Genomic DNA, 25,782 nt, shown 5'->3' with positions numbered 1-25,782 from the left:
ACGCTAACGATAGGGACTGACATATGTCAGTCCCTTTTTTGTGTCCTCTTTTTATAGTTATGAAACTTATTATATAAATAATTGTTTAAAATATGAAATCAACTTTATTAGAACTATAATATAGTTGTTATTTATTATGGCTATAGGGGGAAAATATCATGGTACATTTTTTACGTAATAATAAAATTGCTTCTATTGTATTAGCTGTCATTAGAATCTATTTGGGAATTGAATGGACGCTTGCCGGTTGGGAAAAGGTCACCGGTGGCGCTTCAGGCGCTGTTAAGGGTCTTGTTGCTAACGCAATCAAGAACCCCGTTAAGGGACCTACAGGAAAAGTATTATATCCTTGGTTCAACAGTATGCTTAGCGTAGTTTTACCACATTATAAGGGAATGAGCTTCCTAGTTTCATGGGGTGAACTTCTTGTTGGATTAGGCTTGATCTTCGGTTGTTTAACGACTGCCGCTGTCTTCTTTGGATTGTTAATGAACTTCTCATATATCCTAGCTGGAGCAATCTCGGTTAACCCTGAATACATCTTCCTTGAATACTTTATTATCATTGCTGGATTTAATGCCGGTAAAATTGGTTTGGATTATTGGGTGATTCCTTGGATCAGAGAACATATATTTAAAAATAATAAAAATAAATCGATGATATAAATGTTAATTTAGAAATTTTATTAAGAAACTGAAGTTATTTCGGTTTCTTTTTTTTGTATTATATTTTACTTTTTATGAAATTTGTTTTTTTCTGAATTAAGGAACACTAATGTACTATACTTATTTTAAATAAGGCGTAAAATAACATATTGGTATAGATAATAAAATATATTCATATTTCCGTAAATATCCTGTCTAATTATTTAAATAAAGAAATTCACCAGGTTACCAATATGAAAATTTATTTCCTATAATATAGATGTTTAAAAATTGAAACGAATTAATTCTATTATAATGGAATTAATTACATATCTACGGGGGTGGAGTTTTTGGATAGCTTTACTGACTTATTTTTATCAAAATCAGAAATCGAAAAAATACAACTATTTAATAAAATCAAATTAATTAGAACAACTCAATTGGCTAGTGCTGATCTGATTGGAACTTATCGTAATCGTGATATTGAAGTTAAGGATATCAACTTACGTAAGGCTGCTTATCAGATGAATAAGAGTTACGGAAGTGTTTATAATACTTTCTTGGGGATTCAAGACGATTTTAAGCTTCTTCTAAAGAATGACGACTACTCTACTGAAGAGATGTTTGGCGTGACTAGAGATGCTTATCACGCTTATTTAACGACTAATTCGGATGGTTATTTGTTCTTAGATGCAATCGTTAAGAATAAGGAGAATTCATTTAAACATTTCTATGAAACATTGGAAAGTAGTAAAGCAACTGTACTACGTCATCTCAAGCCAATGAGAGGCTATTTAAAACGTTTCGGTGTCAGAATAGCTTATGAGCCAATGCGCTTTGTTGGTGATGAAGAATCAGTTCGCTTGGCGATTGCGGCGTTGTATTGGAATGCTACTAGAGGATATGTATGGCCATTTGAGGACTTCACCCAAAAGGTTGCCTTTAAAGTAGTCGATATCGCTTTGGACAAGTATCGTCTCAAGCCTACTAACCATATTACGAAGATGTTTTATGCTTATGTAGTTATGGCACACTTGTATCGTATTATTGAGGGTAACCATGTGCAAAATATGGATGCTTTGAATGTAATCAATTATCCATTCCCTAATATCTTTGAAAGTGCCGGATCAATGCTTGAAGGTGACACTGGTAGTAAAAAAGTTAGGGAACTTAAACGTGCTATTAAAGAAGATGTTAGTTATGAAGAGCAAATGTTCCAATCAGCGGACTTCTATATCCTACTAATGTGTGTTCCAGCTACATTTGAGGTGTCTGATGATTATCTTCAATCAGTTTCTAAACAATTGGTCAGATATAATCCATTATTTGCAAACTTTATTGATGATTTCTTGGAACTTATTCCAATTGATGTTGAACAAACTGTTTCCGACATGGCAATGTCACATAAAGAATTTTTAAGATATAAATATAATTTAACAACATGTATTATTGGTGTCTTGGCACTTGATCATAATTACATTGAAATCCTTAATTTATATTCAGGATTTGGTGATGCGATGAGTAAACTAAATGATGAAGGGCTTGAGAGCAAAATCTACTCAACTGTTCAACATTTAATGTTACGTGATAAATATCAGTCACTTACAGGAAAATCAAAGCAGATTTCTGCAGCTATTTATGCGATTGCTTACCGATTCTTCTCACTTTACAATAAGAATATTCAGGTCAAAGTATACTTGGAACTAGAATCATTCTTCCTTGTTTACTCAGATCTTTCAGTAACACTTCAATCATTGCCTTACGCTAAGATTGTTAGTGATCCTAAAGAAGCTGATATCGTCGTTACTGCTAATAGTGCCAATCCGCCAAAGGATGAAATGAAAAAGGATGTATGTATCTATCGCTGGATGTATAACGGGGTAGATGGTCAAATGGGTGGCTTATTGAACTTGATTTATAAGATTTGGACTGAAGAAAAAGTTAGTGAAAATCCAAATCTTTAATGAAAAGTGTTGCAACTATTTTCAGAATATATTATGATACAGGTTGTGCGATGAGTCGAGAGCCGTCGAATTTGGACGGCACTTATGATGGTAGGGTATCGAGCACTACTCACCGGATTTGTGAGTGATATCTATAGAAACTGGATGTGAACCGGAATCTATTTACTCATCTTGAGTACTACCAACTAAAACCATGGTTGAAATATTACCATGGTTTTTTTATTGAAAAAATTAAATAGAAGAGGTGAAAAAGATGCGCGCTCAAAGAATATGGTTATTGATTTTAAATATCACATTCAACTTGGTAATGGGATTCATGTTGCCAGTGAATACAATTTTTATTCATAAGAATTTACATGAATCATTAATAACAGCTGGATTTACATTAATGGTTTACTCAGCCTTTATGATGATTGGTAACGCTTTGGGAGGGGTCATGTTTGATCGTTTCTCGAAGCGTGGAACGTTATACATTGGTTATGCTATATCGATTGTTTCGTTATTAGGTATGTCTGTACATCATGTGTGGCCAACATATGCGATTATGTTGTTCATTTTAGGATTCGGAATGGGACTGATTTATACGGCGGTTAATGCTTATACAGCCTTTATTGCGGAACAAATGTCAGGTAATAGTCGAGTGATATTTAATAATATGTATTTAGCTGCTAATATCGGTATTGCTATCGGTTCAACGGCAGTTGGTTTCATATTTAAGTGGAGTATCTTTTTCACATTCTTCATTCCAATGTTGCTATTCGTTTTAAGTGCAGTTATTTTAATCTTTAAAGCTAGTCTGTTAGATCACGTTGAGGAACAAGATACATCAAGAATCAAAAGTTCTTCACATTATGAAAGTAGCGATACAGTTGATCCAAGAATTGAAATTGGATCACATCGTTTTAATGTAAATATGATTATCATCTGTGCCTCAATCTTTATTGTTTGGTTGGGATACTCACAATGGGACAGTAACTTGTCAGCTTATATGCTTGATCAAGGTTTTACAACTCGTGAATATGGACTTGTCTTTACTATCAATGCGGCTTCATTATTGATTATTCAGCCGGTAATGAACCGAGTAATTTCTCGAATTTTTAAATTACTAAAATATCAAATTTTCTTGGGTACAGTAATTATGGGATCTTCTTTCCTACTATTACCAAGTGCCAAGACATACACTTCATACGTTATTAGTATGCTGGTCTTAACAGTTGGAGAATCAATGGTCTTTCCAACGATTCCGGCTTTGTTAAGTAAAATGTCGACGAATAAAAATCGTGGAACTTTCCAAAGTTTCTATAGTATCTTCGGTTCACTTGGTCGTGCCATTGGACCTTATGCCGGTAGTATAATTATTACGGCATTATCATTTTCTACATTGTTTGTGGGGATTACGATCACTATGATCTTAGTTGCCATAGCAATGATAGGCGTAAAAGAATTAGTATAAGTGAGGTAATATCATGATAATTATTCTGTTGATATTGTTATTACTAGTCGTTCTAATTCTGAACGCCTTTTTTTTATATATTCAAAAAAGAGGTTCAAAGGCTTTGGGAGCAGAAGCTCCAAAAGTTAAAATGGATGAAGGATTAGTAGAAAAAACTGCGGAATTTGTTAAGAAGGACAAACAGATGTGGCAAATCCAATCAACTTATAATGGTAGTCACTTACATGGTTGGTTTACCGATAACAATGATGATGTGACGGTCATTATGGTGCACGGTTTTGGAGTTGATCATAATTCACTGAATGTCCATGCACAGCTGTTTGATAGCTTGGGATGTAATGTTTTACAGATTGATAATCAAGCTGCTGGCCAAAGTGATGGTAAATATTTAGGGTTTGGTTATATCGAGAGCTTAGATTTAATTAATTGGATAAATAAGGTTCTATCCGTTCGTCCCCATGATAAAATAATTTTGTTTGGTGCATCGATGGGGGCGGCGACGGTTATGCTGACATCGGGGAATGATTTACCAAAAAATGTTAAACTGATAATTGAAGATTCAGGATATACCAGTGCTACTGATATTTTGAGTTATCATTGCCAGAAACGATATCATATTAAAGGGAGAGCTTTGATTGCAGGAATATCATTGATGTCTCGAGTCCGAGCTGGTTTTTCATATCGGAAAACTGATTGTCGAAGTGCACTTGAGAAGAATTCATTACCGATATTATTCATGCATGGTAAGAATGATTTTACGGTTCCTTTTAAAATGAGAGACGAGTTATCCACATGTGGACAATTCCCAAAAATGTCGTATGAAAGCCGTGGTGTTCATATTCGTAGCTACTACGTTGACTCGAGAAAGTACCATGGTGCTGTGGAAAAGTTTTTGAAAATGTACCTCTAGGAGAAAAGTATGAAAATTAAGATTGCTGATTTTATCGAAAAGGTTCAAGCTGAAGAATTTAACCAAACTACTTTGGAAATAAGTAAGGATGATTTACTTCAAGAAGATCTTTGGTCACTAAAAAAGGCTAATGAACAAATTGAAAAAGATGTTGCAGATAACAAACTTTCACAGATTGTTATTCATGTGGCTGACGCTGATTTTGAGATCAATTATTATCTAGAAACTGGTGTAATTAACTTACCATTCGCTGATGCTAAGAAGGTTACGCATTTCTTCGATGATGATGCTGAAGCAGAAACTAAAATATATCTATCAACTGCATGTGATTATTTGAACGCCTCTAAGTTTCATATTGATTTAATTTCTGAAAATTCCTTAAAAAATGATGAAATTAAACAAACAATGGATATAATGAAAGGTAACTATGAAACTTCTGTAGAGAACTTTTCTAATAAAGAAGAAGAAGTAGAGAAAGAGGATAAATAATGAATTCAATGCTATTACTCTTAGTAATGGGTGTAGCAGCTGGAGTTCTTGGTGCAATTTTGGGGATTGGTGGCGGAATGATTATCACTCCGGTACTTACCATTATGATGGGGTTAGATATTAAGTATGCAATCGGTGCTAGTATCATCTCAGTTATTGCAACTAGTTCCGGCTCTACCATTGCTTACTTGAAAGATGATATGTTAAATCTCCGTGTTGCTATGTTTCTAGAAATTGCGACTACCGTTGGTGCGATTATGGGGGCCTTGTTAGTCGGGGTCTTCTCGCCCAATTTCTTATACGTCTTGTTTGGTTTCTTTTTACTATATTCATCTTATAATATGATCCGTAAATTAATGGATAAAAAAGGTGAGAAGGTTTATACAGGTCATGATCCAATTGTTGATAAATTTAAATTGTCTAGTACGTACTATGACAAAGCTGAACAAAAACAAATTGACTACTCTATGAAAAATATTCCTGGTGGGTTCATTATGATGTGGGCAGCTGGTTTAGCCAGTGGTTTACTGGGTATTGGTAGTGGTGCTTTCAAAGTTATCGCTATGGATACAATTATGAAGATGCCTTTAAAACCATCAAGTGCTACAAGTAATTTGATGATGGGTGTTACCGCTGCTGCTAGTGCGACGGTTTACTTCTTTAATGGATCAATTCGTCCTGATATTGCTGCACCTTTGGCAATTGGTGTTTTGGTTGGTGCTACGATCGGTGCTCGTTTGATGCAAGTTATGAAACCTAGAATTATTAGAATGATTTTTATTCCTATTATTTTATATATGGGAGTACAAATGGCTCTTAAAGGATTTGGGGTGAATATCTAATGCAAACACATGAAGAGACTCGTAAAGTTGAAGTTATCATTGGTAAAATCCTACGGATAGGTGTTATAACGTCGGCTATCGTCATCTTGATTGGTATTGGTTTGTACTTTATGAACGGTGCTGGTTATCAATCGGTAGTTAAAAATGGTGTAACTTTTATTGATTTTCCTAAAAGATTCTCAGATATTTTTGCTGGTATTGCTGCAGGTAAATCTTATGCCGTCATTATGTTAGGTGTTTTCTTGTTGATTCTGACACCTGTTTTGCGGGTTGTTGTTTCAATCTACGCATTTTATAAAGAAAAAGATACATTATATGTTGTTATTACAACAATCGTTTTAATCATTTTGATGTTCGCTATGTTTATGGGATATCGAAGCTAAAAAAATAGACTAGAGATGAAATTAAATTCATCTTTAGTCTATTTTTTTAGTTATATTGTAAGGAATCTACAAGAGTCCAATTAATTACGCCAGTATATTGACCAACCAAATTACCCTTATCCATTGATAAAAGAATCCCATTGTTAGAAGTCCAAGTATCAGTAATATTTTTTTGCTGAGTATCGTCAATATCTTTGATATTATTGGCAACGTTGATATTATTTTTAAGGTCATAATCTTTACCGTTAAGATCACGATAAAAAAGATGTCCCTTCAACTTATCTTTATTGGAGTTAGATAGTTCTGACGCATTTGCCTGAACTGTCCAATTGCTGCCTTTTTCACGACTATCAATGATATCAATTTGCCAATTTCCTAGTCGAGGAATTACTTGGTCACGGAATGAGCCGTTGGTTGGCTTAAATGAAACTGTTGGTTGAACATTACCGAAGGCTAAATTACCACCAACAATGATTTGTCGATTAATAGTATTACTTGTATTGTTGTTGCTATCAGTGACGTAGAACGATAAAGTATTAATTTTATCTAAAAGTTTATTATTGATCGGTAAAGTAAAGTGACCTGATGAGTCAATGATATTTTTTAGAGTGGTTGTTGTATTATTTAAGGTTTGATGGACAACCATATTATTATAATCTGGATTGTTGTTAGTACCAACGTATGAAACTTGCCCAGGAACGTTGCCATCTTCATTAGGTTTCAAGTTAATAGGATTGGGCGAACTACTATCTAGACTTAAAGCTCTGGGCTTAATAGAATATGAAACTGTATTAGCATCGGTAATCAAATTATCACCCTCAAATGAAGCGTGAGCCGAAGGAACAGTTAAAGTTGATGTAGCAGATTTACCAGCTTTACCTTTTAGTTTGATAATCGCGTTTTTACTAACATCATTGAGACCTTCCGGCAACAGGTAAGTAATTTTATTATTAGCTATATTGGTAAAACTACTTTCAGGAATTGGCCGTGCATCCTTATTAGTTGGTGAATCAGGGTAAGTTACCGTCCCACTGGAAAAGGTAATGTTTTTTGGGACCTCCATTATGGCATTGATTTGATTCCAATCCTTGGTCCACCCCTTATAATTCAAATTATAAGTGTATGTCAGATCATCATTTGAATCGACAATACCTTTATCTTTAACTTCTTGCCCTCCTTGAGAATCATCATAAACTGCAGCGCTGGCTTCAGCATCAACATATGATGGAATTGATTCAAAAACTATTAGATTATTCTCAGAGTAGTTACCAGTGGAACCAGTAAATCCCCAATATAATTTTTTGCTACCATTTTTTAATTCGAAATTTGTAGTATCAATAGTGAAATCAGTAGTTGAACCATTGCCAATTGGTTTCCCAGTTTGGGGATCTTTATCATCATAGGCATAAGATAGATTACCAGAGGCATCGTTAATAGGATTCCAAGTAATGGAAACATGATGCCAATTACTATCGATTATCTTAGAATTTATGGCAAGCTTGGTATGCTCCATATAAAATGAGTTATAAACGTCCGGTATAAGTTTATAGGTTGAAGACAAAGCAGGGTACCCGCCCGCAATATGGCGTGACCCCCAGTAAACATTGGGTAAGTAATAATCAAATGCGACACCTTCACCGGATGAAGTTGAACCATTGTAATTTACAAATGTATCAAATTCTAGAGCCCAACTATTTTGAATAGCCGTTTTTGATAAATTTTTAGGGTCAGTGTTTTTGGTGTTCCAATCAGCGCCCCAAACTCCCAGAGATTGACCGTTAACGGGAATTCCATCGGCAGAAAGTGCAATTGCATTTCCACCATTAGGATCATTTTGTAGAACAAAGGCCATACCATCACCAGCAAGCTGGTTATATTTATCAATTTTACTCAAATAGAGCCAGAAAGATGCTTTTTGTTCTTTACTGATATCAAAAAAGTTATCAGTATTCATATTGCTCCAGACGGCTCCGGTTTGATAAGTGTCATTAGTCATTTTGATAATACTGGTGTCAGGATTTTGAGGATTGGATGAATGTAGGATTTCAGCATTATTTTCCATGCTTGAGTTCGCACGAACGGCAGCGTTACTTTTATTTCCTACATTAGTTCCAAGTCTTTTCCGATTTTCAGCAGCAGCTTTGAAATCTGCAAGTACAAAAGCGTTATTATCCCAATTTAATCCCTTAGGGGTTGTTTCCAAGGCATGTTCATAATCAGCATTGGTAGATTTTGTATCGGCTTGAACCGACTGATAACTATTTAATAGTAAAAATATTCCTAAGGAAATAAATAATAATCTTCCTAAATACCTAGAAATTCGCATGATAACCCCCTCTGAAGATATAATTCGCTCTACAGGAAGTGTACCAAATAAATACAGTTAAAACATGTAATGTTAGTTTAGAAAACATTGTATTTTTATATAAGGATAATCAATTATTGTTATATAATAAAACGAATAATATTATACTAAATTATTTTATAATGAACTGCATCGAATCTGATAATTTGTGATTTGTAAAAAGAAATACAATATAAGAATAAATAAAGTAGAATTTTTACGCTAACTAAAAACTTGATGAAGAATGTTATTTGTCCGAATTTTGTAAGGAATCTAGGAGGGACCACGTGATAGTGCCTGAATATTTCCCCGCTTTATTTTTGGGATGACTATCAAAGGCTAATAAAATACCGTTTTGTGAAGTCCAGGTGTCAGTGATATTTTGAGTTTGAGTAAGATCACTAGGTTTGATGTTATTAGCAATATTGATATTGTTATTCATAGAGAAAACTTTACCAGTAGGATCTTTGTAGATAAGGTTTCCATTCAATTTTTCTTTATCAGTATTTTCTAGGTCAGAAGCTTTGGCCTGAACGACCCAACTGCTGCCTTTTTCACGACTATCAATAACATTTACTTGCCAAGCACCCACTCTAGGAACGATTTGATTACTATAAGGTGTATTAGTATTTTTGAAATTTACATCTGGAGAAACGTCCCCAAAAGAGACCGTGCCACCGACATTAATTTGGCGAGTTATCGTATTGGTAGTATTTTGATCAGCATCAGTAACGTAGAAACTAAAGGTGTTTATTTTCTGCAATTGTGAACTAGTTAAATGGATTTTGAAGCCAGTAGCGGGATTGGCATCACTTAATCTAATTGTAGGAAGGTTACTGCCATTTAGCGTAGGATGAACGGTCATATTGTTATTGATCAGTGGCGTAGTGGTGTCGGCGTAACTCAAATCACCTAACACATCGACATCTTCATGTGCTTTAACTTTGATTGGTTCAGGAGAATTACTATTTAATAACAACAATCGTGAATTAATATAAAACATTGGAGTATCAGCTGAAGTAATTAAATTGTCACCTTCAAAGGTTGTGTGGACTGAAGGAACGGTCAATTGAGTGGTAGCTATTTTTGCGGCTCTACCTTTAAGTTCAATTACTGCATTCCGGTTCTTATCACTTAATGATTCGTTTAAAGTGTGTGTCACTGAATCGGGATTATTAAATTCGCTGCTAGGGATGTCATAAGTTTTGTTGGTAGTGGGGAAGATAACAGTACCACTGGAGAAAGTAACATTCTTAGGAATCTTCATTGTGGCAACAATATTTTCCCAATCTTTAGTCCAACCTTTATAGTTTAAATTGTAAAAGTAGCTTAAATCATCGTTAGGATCAATCTTGGTTCTACCATTAACGATGTCAATATTCTGGGTATTATCATGGACTCTAGGTGTTGCCTCAGCATCAACAAAAGATGGTAGAGATTCGAAAACCATCAAGTTATTTTCGAAGTATTTACCAGTTGATCCAGTAAAGCCCCAATATAATTTAGTGTCACCGGGTTGTAAATTGAATTTTTGGGTATCAACATCAAATTGATTGGATATTAATCCTGATTGATTTGGTGTTCCGTCAGGATTTTTGTCATTATAGGAATAGGTTAAGGAACCAATTGATGAATTCATTCCAGGTTCCCACTTTATCGTTAAATGGTGCCATTTACTGTCAACTAAGTTTAATTTACCTATGAAGTTAACATGGCGCATAGTGAAGTAGTTAATGCTACCAACAGGATAAGGAATATATGTATGTGATTCACCAGGGTAGTTTCCAGCAATATGTTGACCCACATCATATGGATGACCTGGTTGCAAAGCATCAAAGGAAACACCCTCTCCGGAGATGTCGTTTTCTGAAGTTAAGACATTGGGGTAAGTATCAAATTCCAAAGCCCAGCTGTTTTGAATGGCCGTTTTGGCTATATTTTCAGGTTTAGTCTCCTGTTTATTCCAATCAGCACCCCATACACCAAGGCTTTGACCGTTAACAGGTTTACCATTAGCAAAGGCAATAGCATCTGCTCCTCTAGGATCATTTTGCAAAACGAAAGCCATACCATCACCGGGAGTGTCACCAGTATTACCAAAATATAGCCACATGGATGCTATTTGCTCATGGCTGATGTCAAAATAATTTTCAGTGGGCTTATTTACAGAACCCCAAACACCACCAACTTTATAAGTGCTATTGGTCATTTTAATAATACTGGTATCAGGATTGGCTGGGTTTTTTGATTGTACAATAGCAGCATTGTTTTTATCAAAGTCAGCCATATGGAAATCGCCATTACCCCAGCTTAAACCTCGAGGGACTGTTTTTAAGGCATGCTCATAATCATCATTTGTGGCAGTTACTTCATTATCTGTAGCTGCGTTGAGATTATTAGAAGTTAAAGATAATCCGATTATGATCAATAAAATTGAGAATAAAAGAATCAATGTTGATCGTTTTATACTCTTATATTTGTTCATAAATAAATCCCCTCATTGATTTTATATAGATTAAATCAATAAGAGTGTAACAGGACATGAGAATTTATATCAATCTTTTTAAACATTTTTATAGTTATATAATTATTTACAACAGTGATTTTAAAATATTAATTATATAATAAAAGTATAAATTAATTGTGTGAAATAGAATGATTTACAATTGTTTTTAAAAAGCATAGAATATCAAGTAAATAAAGCGACAAAGGAGGAATTCCAAATGTTTATAGATAGTAGTCAACCAATACCGTTAGATGATCATTTGTGTTTTTCTTTATATGCAACATCACGAGCAATTCAAAAACTGTATCACGATGGTTTAAGTGAACATGATTTAACTTATCCCCAATATTTGGTACTAGTTTCGCTATATCAATACGATGAAGTATCTGTAAAAAGATTAGGAGAGTTATTATCACTTGATTCAGGAACCTTGACCCCATTACTAAAACGATTGGAACGTGAAGGGTTGCTAGTTCGTAACCGTAGTAAAAAGGATGAGCGAGTTGTAAAAGTTCATTTAACTACTGAAGGTAGGAATAAGCGTCAAGAAATAAATGATCTGCCTGAAACCTTAGTTGAAAAAAGTGGTTTCACAAAAGATGAATGGGACACTCTGGAGAATCTTTCCAAGAAACTGTTCAATAACATAACGACAAAATAAGGACTTACCTAAATTAATAGGTAAGCCCTTTTTCTATGGAATTATTTTAATTTTTTAACTTTACCAAATAATGAATTACTATCAGGTGTTTTGTTATCGCCGGTACGACCGATATCATAATCAGAATCTTGCATGGCTTCGACTTTACCCATTAAGTAACCATTACCAACTTGTGAGAAGAAATCATGGTTGCTGGTACCAGTTGAAATACCATTCATGACGATTGGATTAACATCTTCAGCGTTACCGTCAGGGAAGAGGGGCTCTTGACCAAGGTTCATCAAGGCTTTATTAGCGTTATAACGAAGGAAGACCATAACTTCATCGACCCAACCAACTTCTTTGTATAAAGTACGAGTGTATTTTTCTTCATTATCATAAAGTGTATAAAGAAGATCGTACATCCAATCCTTTAATTCGGCTTTCTTATCGTCACTTAGTTCGTTGAATCCTAATTGGAATTTGTAGCCAATATAAGTACCGTGAACTGATTCGTCACGTATGATCAACTTGATAATTTCAGCGACGTTAGCCAACTTATTATTACCTAAGTAATAAAGTGGAGTGTAGAAACCGGAATAGAATAAGAAACTTTCTAGGAAGACACTGGCAACTTTCTTTTGAAGTGGTTCACCATTTTGATAAATATTATTGATATATTTAGCTTTATTTTGAAGATATTCGTTGTGATCAGTCCAATCAAAGATCTCATCGATTTCTTCAGCGGTATTAAGGGTACTGAAAATTGAGGAGTAACTTTTAGCATGGACAGATTCCATAAATTCAATGTTATTGAAGACGGCCGTTTCTGCTTGAGTTCGAGTATCTTTGAGCATAGCTTGAATACCATCTTGTGATTGTAGGGTATCAAGTAAAGTTAAACCACCAAAAACATGTCCAACTACAGTATGTTCAGCAGGACTTAAAGTGCGCCAATCATCTAAATCATTTGATAAAGGAATCCGAGTATCCAACCAAAATTGTGAAGTTAACTTTTCCCAAGTTTCCTTGTCAATTTGATCTTCAAGTTTGTTCCAGTTCATTGATTTGTAATATGTATCAACCATTATAAAAATTTCCTCCTAGATTGAGCAGCTTTCACACTCATTACTACCGATTTCATCATTGTTCTCAGTAAAGGTTCTTACATAATACAGTGACTTGATACCCTTATAGTAAGCATAGTTACGTAAAATGCTTAGATCACGTGTAGTCTGTTTAGTATCGTCAGCGGCTTTCCAATTGTAAAGTCCTTCAGGAATGGCTGAACGCATGAATAACGTCAAACTCATACCTTGATCAATATGTTCCTGAGCTGAAGCATAAGTATCGATAACTTTACGCATATCAGTATCATAAGCAGACTTGTAATATTTAATAGTATCGTTACTCAAGAAAGGAGCTGGGAAGTATAACTTACCATTTTTCTTTTCTTGTCTCTCTTCAACTAGACGAGTAACTGGTTGCAAACTGGCACTAGTATTGTTGATATATGAGATCGAACCAGTTGGGGCAACGGCTAAACGATAGGCGTTATATAAACCGTCACGCATAACGTTTTGCTTTAACTTATCCCAGTCAGCTTGTTCAGGAATGAAAATTCCCGTGAATAGTTCTTTGACTAAGTCTAATTTAGGAGCATAACTATTTTTAACGTATTTATCAAAATAAGTACCATCAGCATATTTAGATTTGTCAAAATTGGCAAAAGTTTCCTGACGTTCCTTAGCAATACTGTTACTTTCAACTAAGGTCCAGTAATTAAGCAACATAAAGTAGACGTTAATGAATTCGATAGCCTCCGGTGAGCCATATTCAAGATGGTGACAAGCTAAGTAAGTATGTAGTCCCATCGCACCTAAACCGATAGCGTGGCTCATTTTGTTACCATTTGCGACTGGTGGAACGGCCGTAATATTAGAAGCATCACTGACAAAAGTCAAAGCATGGGTCATGGAACGAACTGACTTACCAAAATCAGGACTCTGCATCATATTTAAAATATTAGTGGAGCCAAGATTACAGCTGACATCAGTACCCAATTTGGTATATTCTTGAGCATCATTTAACTCTGAAGGTATCTGAACCTGTTGGATTTCAGTACAGAGATTACTCATGATGACTTTACCATCAATCGGGTTATCGCGATTAACAGTATCGATATTAAGTACATAAGGATAACCAGATTCTTGTTGCAATTTACTGATCTCATCTTCAAGATCACGAGCACTGATCTTATATTTTTTGATGCGATCATCTTGGACCATTTTGTCATATTCTTTAGTGATATCAATATATGAGAATGGTTTACCATAGACCTTTTCAACTGAATAAGGGCTGAATAAATACATATCTTCGTTATTACGAACCAATTCGTAATATTTATCAGGAACGATTACACCAAGTGAAAGTGTTTTAACACGGACTTTTTCGTCGGCGTTTTCCTTTTTAGCAGATAAGAAGTCGATAATATCAGGATGGAAGACGTTCAGATAAACAGCACCAGCACCTTGTCTTTGACCAAGTTGGTTACTGTAACTGAAACTATCCTCTAACAATTTCATAACTGGTAAGACACCAGAAGATGAATTGTCGATTCCCTTGATAGGGGAACCGGATTCACGCAAATTAGAAAGAGTAATTCCAACTCCTCCACCAATTCTAGATAATTGAAGTGCGCTGTTAATAGTTCGACCAATACTATTCATATCATCGGTAACTTGGAGTAGGAAACATGAGACATATTCCCCACGACGCTTACGACCGGCATTTAAAAATGAAGGTGTAGCGGGTTGGTAACGTTGAGCAATCATTTCAGTAGCTAAACTTTTAGCCAAATCCTGATTACCATGTGCAAATAAAAGGGCATTAAAAAGAATTCTCATCTCGTAATTTTCAAGGTAGAAATCACCGTCATTAGTCTTTAGCGCGTATTGATTGTAGAATTTATAGGCAGCCATGAATGATTGAAATTGGAAATGTTGGTCTAAGAGATATTGATACAGGTCGTCAATGAAGGCATGTGGATACTCATCAATAACGGGCTTTTCGATATAATCGCCTTGAATAAGATAATCAATATGATCCTTGAATGAATCAAATTTTTTAGTATTTGGTTCAACGTTTTCAGAGAAAAAAGCTGCAACAGCTTCCTTATCTTTATTTAAAGGAATTTTATCGTTTACGGGGATGTTGATTTCGTTATTTAGTTTGAAATAGCTGAGTTTAGTTACATCTAGGTTATTTAATCCCAATTTCATTCACTACTTTCTTAAAGTTTTCGACATCTTTTTGAGTTCCATTGAATTCAAATTGGAAAACAACGGGAACTTCCAAACCCTTGGCAATGTCTTTAGCGGTATGGTTGTATAGAGTATTAAAGTTTCGATTACCACCACCGGCAACACCAACACAATTTTTAGCATTATCTTCATATTGAAGAAAATCGATAACAGGATCCATCATATCGTCGTCATAAGCAGGCACAATAAGAATAAAGGGCCGACCCATGTTGTAGAACGGATCGGCGTCGGTTATTTCATATCCTTCTATTCCGAGCTTATTAACAAAACGTCTTGTTTGGCCTGTGATTGAATAATAAGCTATTTCTTTCATATTAATCCACGAGCTCTCTTAGACTATCTGGACGGAAACCAACGATAGGATCCATAGCTTCGTTCATAACGACGGGAACACTTTGGAAACCTTGTTGTTTTAAAGTATCAAGATATTGTGGTTCTTGGTTGATGTTTCTTTCTTCAAAAGAAACATTGTGTTCTTTCAAGAATCTCTTAGTCATTTTGCATTGCATGCAGTTGTTTTTGCTATATACGATTACGTTGTTCATAAGTATTACTTCCTCTCAAAGTGCTATTCCCAATTAGTATAATCATTTGAATCTTCAAACACAATATATTGTGTTCAATATAACGAACGATACACGATATAGCGTGGTTATGTCGTCATTACAAATCATCTACAAACGTATGTACCCACACATTTTGTATCGTTTTGCGTCACATTTTTAAATAATTATTCGATTCGTGGTAAAATTAGCGTAATGACTATTATAGAGTTATGAAGTGTTTAAGACAATCAATTTTAGTTGGGAGAAAACTATGAATTCTTGGAATTTTGTGGGAATCATTGCATGGGTTATTGTAATTGCACTATTAATCTTTGTTGTATTTAATATAAGAAATCGTCATTTAAAAATTCTTGTAGTTAAAAAAGGGAAGATTACTTGGACGACCGTTTTAACGGATCTACTAGAAATTGTAGTCGTTATTTTGGCTGTCAGTGGTCTATTGTATACAAGTTTATTTACGAAAGTTGATTTAACTGATAAAAGTGAGGTCGCTGTATCGTACAAATACGATCCAATGATCGTTCAAACAACCAATGATGGCCAAGGTTATTACGTTAAAATCAATAAGAAAGAATCTAGTTCATCTAATGAGGTTTATCAATATTGGTTGAATAATTCTACCTATACTGTATCAAGCCGTGATGCAACTATTTCTGATGGAAGTTTACCATTCACAGTTTCAGGTCTTCATTTAGATTGGCCATTGAAAAAGATCAAGAAGTTAGACGCTAAGTACCAATATGCTTATGTTATTACTGCACAAGCTAAGTATAAGGATAATTTTAAAAATGGTTTAGGCTTAAGAGCTAATCGTTATGCAATGGAATATCGAGTTTTGAGAGTTCCAGCACGTTCATTTATTAATGTTGAGAAGTAATATTAAAGAGCTGGCCGCAGTTGGTTGGCTTTTTTAATTCCTTTGATTATTAACTCAATAAAAAAAGCAGGATTCCTATAAAGGAAACCCCACTTAGACGTTGAATATTATTTAGCTTTTTTGATCTTATTGATACTAACAACGATCTTATTATTCAATTCTGTTTTATTAGAATCATCTTTAGGATCATTCTTAACAATTTCCATCAAAGCTGAGTGCTCGTAAACTTTCTCAACTTTACCTTGGAATGGGTAATCCATATCTTCATCAACGGAGCAATCGTAAACAGTGCCTACTTCTAAGTCTTCTATTTTCATGTGTAAATTCTCCTCGGATTAATTACTTAACAGACTAGTATAATAATATAGTAGAAGAAATATTTCAAACATAGGAGTTCTATAATGGATAAAAAAATTATTGTCATCACGGGAGCCAGCGGAACAGGCAAGACAACAATTAGTAAATATTTACAAGATACTTATCATATACCTAGTGTTATAACTCACACTACTAGATTACCACGTGACGGGGAAAAAGATGGTAAAGACTACTATTTTGAGACAAAAGATAGCTTTTTAAAGAATCATTATCTGGAAAAAGTTGAATATAGTGGTAATTGGTACGGATCTTCTGAAGAAAGCCTTAATCGAACTTGGGATAAATATAATGCAGCCAGTATTGTTGTTGATACTAAGGGTGCAGTTTCCTATAAAGAGAAGTATAAGGAAGCAGCAGTCGTGATATTTCTAGAAGTTGACTTGGATACTGTCACAAAACGATTATCTAAGCGTGGGGATGATAAAAAACGATTAAAGGCCCGTATTAGTAGTGATGAGTTCCTGCGGGATCTGCAAATTCCCCGTGAATTAGAGACAAAAAGCTATAAAATTATTAATAAAAGCCTACAAACAACGCTTGAAAGCGTTGACGAAATATTAAAAAACGAAAACATCAAGTAAAATCGGTTTTCACAATAAAGCCTTAATCGTTGGTATCAAAGCGATTAAGGCTTTATTACTTTGTGAATGACAAAGTGTAACATTCTTATACAATTGCTGTAACATTTCTGCAATATTCGGGGAGTATTATGGTAATCGTTGAGTGATAAGAAATTAATAAAAAATTAAAAAATAAAAAAACAAACCATTACGGGGGATTTCAATTTTGAATACTAACGTTAAAAAGAGTCTAATTTCATTTACAGCTGCTGCAGCATTGGCAGTTACAGGTTTAGGTCTATCAAACGCATCTACTACAAAGGCTGCTACTGCTGCACAAATCGTAGATAACTTTCCATCAGCTGTACGTACAAAGACAAGTGCTTTACTTTATTCAGCTCCATCATCATCAGCAACAAACTCAGGTCGTTCATTAGCTGCTAACACTTCATGGGCTGTTGGTAGAGCTGCTCAAGATGATCAAGGTAACACATGGTACTTTGTTGGAACAGACGAATGGGTTAAAGCTTCAGATGTTACAGATGCAACAGCAACTACACAAGCTGCTTCAGAATCAGACACATCAGCTACTGCTGAAAGTGTTGTAAACACTGCTAAACAATACTTAGGTACACCATATGTTTGGGGTGGTAAGACACCTTCAGGCTTTGACTGTTCAGGTTTCACTTCATACGTTTACCAACAAGCAACTGGTAAGAGTATCGGTGGTTACACAGTAGCCCAAGAAGGTGCTGGCTCACAAGAAGCAGTTTCACAAGCATCAGCTGGAGATTTATTATTCTGGGGTAGCAAAGGTTCAACTTACCATGTAGGTATCTACTTAGGTAACAACCAATACATCGCTGCACCACAACCAGGCGAATCAGTTAAGATTTCAACAATCTCAGGTTACTTCATGCCTTCATTCGCTGTTAAAGTTCTATAATATAAACATACAAATTCAAAATTAAAATCATTCATCGTATAAGATCGCCCTTGGGCGGTCTTTTTTTATCCATTTTTATTACTTAATGTAGTATTTTTGATAAAATTCAAGGAATCTTCATATATTGTTATAAATTTATTCGTATTTGAACGTTATTATTTAAACATAGTCAAAGACGAAGAGGTGACCGGATGAAGAATTAGTTCTTTTGAAACAGTAATAACTCTTAGATAAATAATGATTATTGAAAACAATGAATAGAAATAACCCCCTTAAAAAATATATACATCCTTCAAATGTTTAATCCCCTAATTAAACACACAAATAAAAAACTTTAAATATCTCCCCCCTAAAAAGATATAAAGTTAAATTAAAAGAACTATTCCCCGTAGTTCAATTAAAAAAAGAAAGAAGTTGATATTTATCATACTTGTAAATATCATGGCGGCCTGCTTATTAGCAGGCTTTTTTGCTGTCTAAATTTGATAGAATGTAGATAGAGGTAAAAACCTATGCAAAATATTATTGATATTATTTATAACAAATTGCCCCATATGTCGGTAACAGATAAAAAAATCGCAAAAGTGGTTTTAAAACAGCCACAAGCAGTAATTGATTATACAATTTCTCAATTAGCACAACAATCTGGGGTAAGTGATGCTTCAGTCTCACGTTTTTGTAAAAATTTGAATATTGATGGGTTTCATCAACTAAAAACCCGTTTAGCTCAAGTTTCTGATGATGAAAATGTATCGGTAACAATTGATGATGATATTCAGAAGTCGTTGAAGAATATTAGTTCTAATAAGACGATTGAAATTACTAATACGTTAAAAAATTTGACGACTGAGCAAATTGGGACGGCTTTAAAATTAATCAAAAAAGCTCGTTTAATTCAGGTTGTGGCTGAAGGGAATACCTACCCAGTGGCGATTGATGCTGTTTACAAATTTAATCAAATTGGCATGCTGGCGTTCAGTGATATGGCAGCTGAAACTTCAATTGCTCAGACTTTAAATATGAATCAAACCGATATTATGATTATTATTTCAAATTCCGGTGAATCAAAATCTTTGATGAAACAGTTAGTGGTCGCTCAGAAAAAAGGAATTAAAGTTATTTCAATTACTAATCGGGATGATTCACCAATTGCTCAAAAATCGAATCTTCATTTAAAAACCTACGTCCGTGAACAAATTTTCCAATCTGAATATTATTTTTCTAGAATCGCTGCCTCAACCATGATTGAAGCAATCTTTTTATTGTTGATTGGCCAGGACAAACAAACTCTGAATAAAATTTCTCGACATGAAGAACTGATTTCTGATCGCAAAATTTAGTATCCTGCTTGACAGGATATTTTTTATGTTTTATTATGAAAATGAATTTCAGATATTAAATAAATATGAAAATATATTTCTCGAAGGAGCATATGTATGGAAAAATTAATCGAGACGGCTGTTAATTTAATTAAACCGGGGATGTCAGTTAGCTTTGGTGGTGGGAGAACCGTTGGACGTCTGATTCAAGCACTCAAGGACACACAGATCCAAGTCTCTAGTCCATCTGAAATGACCCGCCAACTTTGTTTAGAGTTAGGAATTCCGATTGTTCCTTTAGAACAAGTTACTCAATTTGATTTAGCTTTTGATGGTTGTGATAGTTTGGATCAACAATTAAATGCTTTGAAGAGTAATGGTGGTATCCATACATTTGAGAAATTATATGCTCAGTTAGCCAAACGTTACATAATCATGGCTCCAGAGGCTCGCTATACTAAAGAATTAAATTCGGACGTGCAATTGACTTTGGAGGTTATTGACGTTGCGATGCCACAGATTATTAATGAGGTTCTCAGACTTGGCGGTCAAGCCGAAGTTCGTCAATCTAGTGATATGGCAGGAATGGTTCGGACACCGAATGGAAATGGATTAGTCGACTGTCACTTTACTAATTGGTCTCAGATAGAAACGATTGATACTGATTTAGCACAGATGACCGGTGTAGTGGGAACTTCATATTTTAAAAACTTAGTTACTGATGCACTTTTAGCAACAGATGATGATGTTAAACATATAAAAAAAGAGGCTTTATAATTATGACAAAATATAATTGGGGAATGATTGGAACTGGTTGGATCGCACATGAAATGGCAGATGCTTTGAATGCTGTTAATGGTGAAATCTATGGTGTATCTGATAGGAATGCTGAACAAATGGCTAAATTTGCTCAAGAAAAAGGAATTCAACACCAATTTGAAAATCCTTCTGATATGATTAATGATCCGAAAATTGACGTAATTTATATTGCCACACCACACACTTACCATTATCAATACATCAAAGAAGCACTGAACGCTGGGAAGAATGTTTTCTGTGAAAAAGCTATTACCGTAAATTCAGCACAATTTGATGAGGTTCAGAAGTTGGCTCAAGAGAAACAGCTAATATTAACTGAAGGTTTTACCTTATTACATATGCCACTTTATAGCCAAGTTAAACAAATGGTTACCGACGGAAAGATCGGTCAAGTTAAGCTAGTCCAAGTGAACTTTGGTAGTTTGAAAGATTACGATCCTAAGAATAGATTCTTTAATAAAGAATTAGCTGGCGGAGCATTGTTAGATATTGGTGGTTATGCTACCGCTTTTGCCAGAAGCTTCTTGGCTAAACAACCAACAAATATTTTAACAACGGTCAAATATTTTGAAACCGGGGTTGATGAACAATCAGGTATTATTCTGAAAAATGATGCTGAACAAATGGCAGTGATGGCTTTATCAATGCGAGCTAAGCAGCCAAAGCGTGGAGTGATCTCAGGTACTAAAGGGTATATTGAAATTGGCAATTATCCACGTGCGACTGAAGCTGATATTACTTATACAGTGGATGCTCATACCCAAACTACTGAAAAGATTACTGCTGGTGATGATACTAAGGCTTTGCAATATGAAGTTGCTGATATGCAAAGATATATCGATAATGGTCATGACGATGGTCAATTAGCTTTGTCACATGATGTAGCACATATTTTGAACGATGTTCGTAATGATTGGGGTATGAAATATCCTTTTGAATAATGGATGCATTCTGTCCCTCACAAAATAAAAATTCAGTTAATAAGATATATTAAAAAAGTATTACCTACGTTTTTATGTATAGGTAATACTTTTTTAATCCGAATCATTATCATGTTGTTGATGCCATTGTTTAATATTTTCCAATTGTTGTTTAAAGAGGCGTTCTTTTCCTTGTTCGGTTGGCAAGTAGTATTGATGATCTTGAATTTCTTCAGGAACGGTTTTCATATTAGTTAACTTATCTTTATGTGAATGGGCCAGTTGATAGTCTTTCCCGTAATTTAAATCTTTCATCAATTTAGTAGGAGCGTTGCGGATTTGTAAAGGAACAGGGAGGTTACCATATTTTTTAATATCTTTTTGAGCACTCAAAACAGCCTTGTAGACGGCATTGGACTTAGGTGCGACTGATAAATAAATTACTGTTTCGACTAAATGAACGTTACATTCGGGCATACCTAAAAATTGGCAGGCTTGAAAAGCGTTAATAGCAACGTTTAATGCATTTGTATCGGCGAGACCAATATCTTCACTGGCAAATCTGACCAGACGTCTAGCGATATAAAGCGGATCTTCACCACCATCGAGCATCCGCATGACCCAATAGACGGCCGAATCGGTATCACTATTACGCATTGATTTATGAAGGGCCGAGATAATATTGTAGTGTTCATCACCGTTTTTATCGTAGCGTAATGATTTAGTGTTCAATAATTGTCGAACTGAGTCTAATTTAACCTTGATAACTTTGTCTTCGGTTTCTGAGTTAATAACTGCCATCTCTAAGGTATTCAGTGATACTCGAGCGTCACCATTAGCGTAGGCAGCTATTAATTCCAAGGTATTCTCGTCAATATCGATAGTTAGATTGGGAAAGGCTTTTGGATTTTTCAAAGTATTTTGTAAAAGGTGAACTAGATCATTTTTGGTTAGTGATTTGAGTACAAAAACCTTACAGCGAGATAATAAGGCTGAATTTATTTCAAAGGATGGATTTTCGGTTGTGGCGCCAATCAGAGTAATACTACCCTTCTCAACGAATGGTAAAAAAGCGTCCTGTTGAGCCTTATTAAAACGGTGGATTTCGTCAATGAAGACGATTGTTTTTTGACCCATTTCACGATTAAGCTCGGCTTCTTTCATAACTTTTTTGATGTCATTAATACCACTGGTAACGGCACTAAAAGTAATAAAATTAGCTTCAGTTTTTTTAGCGATTATTTCAGCCAGAGTAGTTTTTCCGACCCCGGGAGGTCCCCAGAAAATAAGTGAGGGGATATTATCTTGATCAATAATTTCGCGGAGAATTTTATCAGTTCCGATTAAATGCTGCTGACCGACAAAATCCTCTAGTGTCGTAGGACGAACCCGATTAGCTAGAGGAGTATTGTCATCATTATGCTGACTTGTGAAAAGTGATTCTTGCTGCATATTAGACCTTCTTTACTTGAGTGCTGTCTTGATTTTAGTTTCGTTATATCCTAAAAGAATTAAGAACATAATGATGTACAAGATTAATGGAATTAAAGCGTAATTTAAATTAATAGCTGAGATAGTAGCAGCTGATTGAGTTTTATTGGAAACATAACCGGATACTTGCAATGATTCAGCAGTGATTAGACCACCCAATCCTAAGCCTAAATTGACGCCAAAGTCATCGGTTGAGGCGAGAACACCTTCAGCCTGAATACCCATTGAGGTCCCATAACGAATCGTATCGGCAATCATAATGGAAACTAGTCCAATGATGAAACCACCACCGATACAGTTAATAAAGATACCAGTAAATAGAATGGGGAGATTTTTAGTATAAGTAGCGAAAGTGATGACTAACTGGCCAACAAAAGCTGTTGCGATACCAATTAGCATAGTATTTTTTTTACCCAATTTTGCGGAAACAAAGTAAATTGATACGACACCAATTAAGGCAGTTAAAGTGAAGCTATTGGCTAATGAGACCATGTTTTCATTATGCATAATATATTTGAAATAATATATCGTAGTTTGATTCTTGATGGCTGTTGTTAACCAATATAAGAAGATAACAATTGAAATAATGATCCATGGTTTATTTTGTCGTAACATATTCCAGACTTCACCAAATGGTTGATGACTTATTTCTTTGTTAGAAAAGCGTTCACGGACATGGAAGAAGGTATTGAGAATCAAAATTAAGGAAATAATTCCGAAGAGAATGATGGTTCCTAAAAAGCCCTTTTGCTGATTGCTTTTGCCAAATAACTCCACTAAGGGGATGGTAAAGACAGCCACGATGATTTGAACGGAACTGCCAAAGAACTGTCTAATAACGCCTAATAAGGTTGTTTCCTGTTCATTGTCAGTCATGGTAGGCAAGATTGAAGTAATAGGTAAGTTCACAGCCGTGTAGAAGAAGCCTAAACCCAAATATGTGACATAGGCCCAAAGTAATTTCCCGGAATGTGGTAGGAAATTAGGAGTGATGAAGGTTAAGACGGCGAAGATAACGTAAGGAAATGAATACCAGAGAAAGAATGGTCGACTTTTACCCCATTTGGAATGAGTATTGTCGATCATTACACCAATAATAAAACTTTCAAAAACATCGGCAGTTCTGGCGACTACGAAAAGGATTGCAACTTCACTAGCTGTTAAACCGAAAACGTCAGTGTAGAAGAAAAGTAAATAAGTAGTCATCATTTGGAAAACTAAATTGTCTGCTGCATCACTCAAACCATAACTGATTCGTTCAGTTAATGAGGTTTTCCATTTGTTCATAGGAAAAGCCTATTTTTGAGTAGTCAGACGACGATAAAGTTCATGACCAACGATATCGTTTGTCCACATCCAAGCGATATGTCCGAGAGCCTCTGAAAGATGTTCCTCAGTTGGTTGATCCTTAGGTGAAGGAACAGTCTTCATCATAGGCATGATACCGACATGGAAAGCAATCCAGATAGCTAAACCAAAGATAGCACCAGATCCTTTTCGGATGAATGGCTTGTATTCAGATAGAACCTCATAAATAATTGCGAAAGATGTTGAGAAACCAAAGTGCATCAAGAAACTGGCCCAAGGCATTTGATGTCCAGCATAAGTATAAGTACCACGAGTGATGCTCTTAGGAAGTCCGGCTTGTTCCATTAAGGTTTGAGGTGGATTGACGGCATCACGTTCTGGCGTACGAGGAGGTAAAACATTTTCCCAACCCAATTTTACAAAACCAGAGAAAATACCGGCGGCGGTTCCAGCAATAAGAGCTGCCTTTAAATCGACTTTTTGATCTTTATTTAAACGCATATGTTAATCCCTCTATTCGTTATTATTATATTAATTAAAGTATAAATCAGACTGAGAACGATTTCAGGTAATATGTCTTTTGCCAAAATAGACATCTGGTCACAAATTCTTCATAGATTGTTATAAATTAATTCGTAGTTTGGAAACTGTATGTTCATATTCTCCCGTTATTATATAAGCATAGTCAAATAACAAAGGAACAAGAGGTGAGCGGATGAACAAACAATCCCTTTTCAAAGTAACAACCCTTTAAATAGAAATGATTCCCTTAAAAAATTAAACTCTTATAAAAAATATATCTCCCCCCTTAAAAGATATAGAAAAATTTAACTTGAAAGAAGTGACCGGATGGAATTGGAAATCCCCTTTAGATAACTCATGAATAGAAAAAACCCCTATAAATAAATACTCTATTTTTAAATGTTTAATCCCCTTAAACACAAATAAAAAAACTTTAAATATCTCCCCCCTAAAGATAATAAAGTTAATTTCCTAAATACAATTTGATATTTGTTCCCCGCAAATATCACAAAATAAAAAGGCTGCCAATTTGGCAGTCTTTTTTCTATGAAGTGCGCCCGGCATGGGCACTAACTTGG

The 25,782-nt window shown here is 35.0% G+C and carries 24 protein-coding genes; 14 read left to right on the top strand and 10 right to left on the bottom strand.

Features of this window, described 5'->3' with window-relative positions; all coding sequences use genetic code 11:
- Positions 1-158: 158 nt before the first annotated feature.
- The 7 genes from IV57_RS11715 (at position 159) to IV57_RS11685 (ending at position 6,685) form a co-directional block, all read left to right on the top strand.
- Positions 159-665 carry a DoxX family protein gene (locus IV57_RS11715; protein WP_057881703.1) on the top strand — a complete coding sequence of 169 codons (507 nt, stop codon included), beginning with the start codon at positions 159-161 and terminating at the stop codon, positions 663-665.
- 329 nt (positions 666-994) lie between these two features.
- Positions 995-2,608 (top strand): helix-turn-helix domain-containing protein, encoded by a 1,614-nt coding sequence (locus IV57_RS11710; RefSeq protein WP_057881702.1) that lies wholly within the window; start codon positions 995-997, stop codon positions 2,606-2,608.
- 253 nt (positions 2,609-2,861) lie between these two features.
- Positions 2,862-4,061, top strand: coding sequence for an MFS transporter (locus IV57_RS11705; protein ID WP_057881701.1), 1,200 nt, complete (start codon positions 2,862-2,864; stop codon positions 4,059-4,061).
- A 13-nt stretch (positions 4,062-4,074) separates the two neighbouring features.
- The gene (locus tag IV57_RS11700; RefSeq protein ID WP_057881700.1) at positions 4,075-4,971 is read left to right on the top strand and encodes an alpha/beta hydrolase; all 897 of its coding nucleotides are present in this window, start codon (positions 4,075-4,077) and stop codon (positions 4,969-4,971) included.
- A gap of 9 nt (positions 4,972-4,980) precedes the next feature.
- Entirely contained in the window at positions 4,981-5,460 is a 480-nt protein-coding gene (locus tag IV57_RS11695; RefSeq protein WP_057881699.1) for a hypothetical protein, read from the top strand.
- The gene (locus tag IV57_RS11690) at positions 5,460-6,302 is read left to right on the top strand and encodes a sulfite exporter TauE/SafE family protein (protein WP_057881698.1); all 843 of its coding nucleotides are present in this window, start codon (positions 5,460-5,462) and stop codon (positions 6,300-6,302) included. The genes IV57_RS11695 and IV57_RS11690 overlap by 1 nt, the downstream gene beginning before the upstream one ends.
- Positions 6,302-6,685, top strand: a complete 384-nt coding sequence (locus IV57_RS11685) for a DUF1634 domain-containing protein (protein ID WP_057881697.1) — start codon at positions 6,302-6,304, stop codon at positions 6,683-6,685. Before IV57_RS11690 ends, IV57_RS11685 begins: the two co-directional genes overlap by 1 nt.
- Positions 6,686-6,731: 46 nt before the next feature.
- On the opposite strand, the gene IV57_RS11680 is transcribed toward IV57_RS11685, so the two are convergent.
- Positions 6,732-9,011, bottom strand: a complete 2,280-nt coding sequence (locus IV57_RS11680; RefSeq protein WP_057881696.1) for an L-type lectin family protein — start codon at positions 9,009-9,011, stop codon at positions 6,732-6,734.
- 265 nt (positions 9,012-9,276) lie between these two features.
- Entirely contained in the window at positions 9,277-11,514 is a 2,238-nt protein-coding gene (locus IV57_RS11675) for an L-type lectin family protein (protein ID WP_057881695.1), read from the bottom strand.
- 238 nt (positions 11,515-11,752) lie between these two features.
- Here IV57_RS11675 and IV57_RS11670 point away from each other — a divergent pair, with 238 nt between their 5' ends.
- Positions 11,753-12,196 (top strand): MarR family winged helix-turn-helix transcriptional regulator, encoded by a 444-nt coding sequence (locus tag IV57_RS11670; RefSeq protein WP_057881694.1) that lies wholly within the window; start codon positions 11,753-11,755, stop codon positions 12,194-12,196.
- Between the two features lie 41 nt (positions 12,197-12,237).
- On the opposite strand, the gene nrdF is transcribed toward IV57_RS11670, so the two are convergent.
- Genes nrdF through nrdH form a run of 4 tightly spaced genes read right to left on the bottom strand, consistent with a single transcriptional unit; the run spans position 12,238 to position 16,043 of the window.
- Entirely contained in the window at positions 12,238-13,263 is a 1,026-nt protein-coding gene (nrdF, locus tag IV57_RS11665; RefSeq protein WP_057881693.1) for a class 1b ribonucleoside-diphosphate reductase subunit beta, read from the bottom strand.
- A gap of 15 nt (positions 13,264-13,278) precedes the next feature.
- Positions 13,279-15,456 carry a class 1b ribonucleoside-diphosphate reductase subunit alpha gene (gene nrdE / locus IV57_RS11660; protein ID WP_162261228.1) on the bottom strand — a complete coding sequence of 726 codons (2,178 nt, stop codon included), beginning with the start codon at positions 15,454-15,456 and terminating at the stop codon, positions 13,279-13,281.
- Positions 15,437-15,811, bottom strand: coding sequence for a class Ib ribonucleoside-diphosphate reductase assembly flavoprotein NrdI (gene nrdI / locus IV57_RS11655; protein ID WP_057881692.1), 375 nt, complete (start codon positions 15,809-15,811; stop codon positions 15,437-15,439). The genes nrdE and nrdI overlap by 20 nt, the downstream gene beginning before the upstream one ends.
- A gap of 1 nt (position 15,812) precedes the next feature.
- Positions 15,813-16,043: a glutaredoxin-like protein NrdH gene (gene nrdH / locus IV57_RS11650; protein ID WP_057881691.1), complete on the bottom strand. Its 231-nt coding sequence runs from the start codon at positions 16,041-16,043 to the stop codon at positions 15,813-15,815.
- A 271-nt stretch (positions 16,044-16,314) separates the two neighbouring features.
- Here nrdH and IV57_RS11645 point away from each other — a divergent pair, with 271 nt between their 5' ends.
- Positions 16,315-16,941 (top strand): LVIS_2131 family protein, encoded by a 627-nt coding sequence (locus tag IV57_RS11645; protein WP_057881690.1) that lies wholly within the window; start codon positions 16,315-16,317, stop codon positions 16,939-16,941.
- 107 nt (positions 16,942-17,048) lie between these two features.
- Here the strand turns inward: IV57_RS11645 and IV57_RS11640 are convergent, their stop codons facing one another.
- Positions 17,049-17,258 carry a hypothetical protein gene (locus IV57_RS11640; RefSeq protein ID WP_057881689.1) on the bottom strand — a complete coding sequence of 70 codons (210 nt, stop codon included), beginning with the start codon at positions 17,256-17,258 and terminating at the stop codon, positions 17,049-17,051.
- 84 nt (positions 17,259-17,342) lie between these two features.
- On the opposite strand from IV57_RS11640, the gene IV57_RS11635 reads away from it, so the two are divergent.
- From IV57_RS11635 to IV57_RS11615, 5 genes are all read left to right on the top strand, one after another.
- Positions 17,343-17,900 (top strand): guanylate kinase, encoded by a 558-nt coding sequence (locus tag IV57_RS11635; RefSeq protein ID WP_057881688.1) that lies wholly within the window; start codon positions 17,343-17,345, stop codon positions 17,898-17,900.
- Between the two features lie 205 nt (positions 17,901-18,105).
- Entirely contained in the window at positions 18,106-18,825 is a 720-nt protein-coding gene (locus IV57_RS11630) for a C40 family peptidase (protein WP_057881687.1), read from the top strand.
- A gap of 512 nt (positions 18,826-19,337) precedes the next feature.
- A complete protein-coding gene (locus IV57_RS11625; RefSeq protein WP_057881686.1) occupies positions 19,338-20,165 on the top strand; it encodes a MurR/RpiR family transcriptional regulator in 828 nt (275 codons plus the stop codon).
- Between the two features lie 96 nt (positions 20,166-20,261).
- Positions 20,262-20,921, top strand: a complete 660-nt coding sequence (gene rpiA, locus IV57_RS11620) for a ribose 5-phosphate isomerase A (protein ID WP_057881685.1) — start codon at positions 20,262-20,264, stop codon at positions 20,919-20,921.
- Between the two features lie 2 nt (positions 20,922-20,923).
- Positions 20,924-21,904 (top strand): Gfo/Idh/MocA family protein, encoded by a 981-nt coding sequence (locus IV57_RS11615; protein WP_057881684.1) that lies wholly within the window; start codon positions 20,924-20,926, stop codon positions 21,902-21,904.
- A 93-nt stretch (positions 21,905-21,997) separates the two neighbouring features.
- Here the strand turns inward: IV57_RS11615 and IV57_RS11610 are convergent, their stop codons facing one another.
- Genes IV57_RS11610 through IV57_RS11600 form a run of 3 tightly spaced genes read right to left on the bottom strand, consistent with a single transcriptional unit; the run spans position 21,998 to position 25,183 of the window.
- Complete coding sequence (locus tag IV57_RS11610; RefSeq protein WP_057881683.1) at positions 21,998-23,335, bottom strand: replication-associated recombination protein A; 1,338 nt, start codon at positions 23,333-23,335, stop codon at positions 21,998-22,000.
- A 12-nt stretch (positions 23,336-23,347) separates the two neighbouring features.
- The gene (locus tag IV57_RS11605) at positions 23,348-24,661 is read right to left on the bottom strand and encodes an MFS transporter (protein WP_057881682.1); all 1,314 of its coding nucleotides are present in this window, start codon (positions 24,659-24,661) and stop codon (positions 23,348-23,350) included.
- Between the two features lie 9 nt (positions 24,662-24,670).
- Complete coding sequence (locus IV57_RS11600; protein WP_057881681.1) at positions 24,671-25,183, bottom strand: DUF1440 domain-containing protein; 513 nt, start codon at positions 25,181-25,183, stop codon at positions 24,671-24,673.
- Positions 25,184-25,782 lie beyond the last annotated feature (599 nt).

The organism is Companilactobacillus kimchiensis, from assembly GCF_001438805.1.
Taxonomy (GTDB): domain Bacteria; phylum Bacillota; class Bacilli; order Lactobacillales; family Lactobacillaceae; genus Companilactobacillus; species Companilactobacillus kimchiensis.
Note: the sequence above shows the minus strand (reverse complement) of the source record. Positions and strands in the feature narration are given on the sequence as shown.